Origin of the sequence: Methylophaga sp. UBA5088 (assembly GCF_002414625.1) — a bacterium.
GTDB lineage: Bacteria > Pseudomonadota > Gammaproteobacteria > Nitrosococcales > Methylophagaceae > Methylophaga > Methylophaga marina.
Genome location: NZ_DIAC01000098.1, coordinates 2,306 through 4,198 on the forward strand (window position 1 = coordinate 2,306; position 1,893 = coordinate 4,198).

At 46.4% G+C, this 1,893-nt stretch carries 3 protein-coding genes; 2 read left to right on the forward strand and 1 reads right to left on the reverse strand.

Going from position 1 to position 1,893, the window contains the following annotated elements; all coding sequences use genetic code 11:
* Together B4K20_RS12220 and proB are read left to right on the forward strand one after the other, a co-directional pair.
* The coding region (locus B4K20_RS12220; RefSeq protein ID WP_289283085.1) for a GTPase at positions 1-524 on the forward strand (524 nt) is incomplete at its 5' end.
* Positions 525-530: 6 nt separating this feature from the next.
* On the forward strand, positions 531-1,661 hold the full coding sequence (gene proB / locus B4K20_RS12225) for a glutamate 5-kinase (protein WP_286305743.1): 1,131 nt from the start codon (positions 531-533) through the stop codon (positions 1,659-1,661).
* 75 nt (positions 1,662-1,736) lie between these two features.
* Here proB and rpsT read toward each other — a convergent pair whose 3' ends face one another.
* Positions 1,737-1,883, reverse strand: a complete 147-nt coding sequence (rpsT, locus tag B4K20_RS12230) for a 30S ribosomal protein S20 (RefSeq protein WP_414683383.1) — start codon at positions 1,881-1,883, stop codon at positions 1,737-1,739.
* Between the last annotated feature and the right edge of the window lie 10 nt (positions 1,884-1,893).

Here is a 1,893-nt window from a genome sequence, read left to right on the forward strand (position 1 = left end):
CTGCGCAACCTAAAGTCGCAAACTATCCTTTCACCACACTTTATCCGAATTTAGGTGTGGTTACCTTAAAAGACGTGCGCAGTTTTGTGATTGCCGATATTCCTGGCTTGGTCGAAGGTGCGGCAGAAGGCGCGGGTTTGGGGATTCAGTTTCTGAAACACTTAACGCGCACACGTTTACTTTTACATCTTGTTGATATGGCGCCAGTTGATGTGAAACAGGATCCGGTAGAAAGTGTACAGATTATTAATCGTGAACTGGAAAACTACAGTGAAGCTTTAGGTAGTCAGGACCAGTGGTTGGTTCTGAATAAAATGGACCTAGTCCCAGAAGATATTCGCGAAGATTTATGTCAAGAAGTGCTGGACCGACTGCAATGGAAAGGTAAAGTGTTCTACATTAGTGGTCAGAGTGGTGAAGGGTGTGATGCCCTCGTCAACGATGTCATGAATTATCTGGAAGAGTCTCGTGCCAGTGAAAAAGACAAAAGTGCAGATAGTTCACAGGATGATGTTCAGGAATAAACTTCAGTGACAGAGCCGCATCAGCAATTATTGAACACTAAGCGCTGGGTTATCAAAATTGGCAGTGCTTTATTGACCCGTATTGGTGAAGGTTTGGATACGGATCGTATCCGTTGGTTAAGCGCGGAAATAGCCGAATTGCGTCGCCAAGGTAAAGAAGTCGTGCTAGTCACATCTGGCTCTGTGGCTGCAGGCATGCAGAAGTTGGGCTGGAAAAGACGTCCACATGAAATTCATCGTCTGCAAGCGGCTGCCAGTGTTGGTCAGATGGAGTTGGTCAACGCCTATGCCACAGAATGTGGCAAGCACGGTATCCATACGGCCCAAATCTTACTGACTCACTCTGACTTATCAGATCGTGGTCGCCATCTTAATGCACGAAGTGCACTGCAAACGCTGCTCGAACTCGATATTCTGCCCGTGGTGAATGAGAACGATACCATTGCCACAGAAGAAATCCGCTTCGGAGATAACGATACCTTAGCTGCTATGACGGCCAATCTTGTTGAAGCCGATGTATTAGTTATTTTGACAGATCAAGATGGCTTGTTTGATTCTGACCCCCGCACAAATCCGAATGCTCGCATGATTGCCGCATCAGCTGCCAGCAATGCGGCACTTGATCAAATGGCCGGTGATAGCAAAGGTGAGCTCGGTCGCGGTGGTATGACCACTAAACTATTAGCTGCACGTCGTGCAGCACGTTCAGGTGCTTACACCGTTATCTTATCCGGTAAACATCCTGACAATCTTCGCCATCTGGCCGCGGGAAACGGCGTAGGCACATTACTGTGGCCTGACAATAAACCGATTACAGCGCGCCAACAGTGGTTGGTGGGACACTTAATTGCTAAAGGGCAATTGGTACTCGATGATGGTGCTGTGGCTGTGTTAAGAGAGCAGGGAAGAAGCTTGTTACCGGTTGGCGTAACCCATGTGGAAGGCCAGTTTACCCGCGGTGAACTGGTGATTTGTCGTGATGTGAATGGTAAAGAAATCGCCAGAGGCTTAGCCAATTATAATGCTGACGAAGCGCGTCTGATTAAAGGCAAACCCAGCACTGAAATTGAATCTATTCTGGGCTATGTTGGCGAACCAGAATTAATTCACCGTGATAATCTGGTATTAACCAGCTAATCAATAAAAAAACAAAATTGCAGACATAAAAAAACCGACGTAAAGTCGGTTTTTTTATAAAGTCGAAACTTTAAATTACATTGCGCGAACAGCGTTGTTCAAGCGGCTTTTACCACGAGCAGCAGTATTCTTGTGAATAATGCCTTTACCCGCCATACGATCTAATGCAGGCGCTGCAACTTTGAAAGCAGCAACAGCTTGTTCTTTATCACCAGCTGCGATTGCTTTTCTC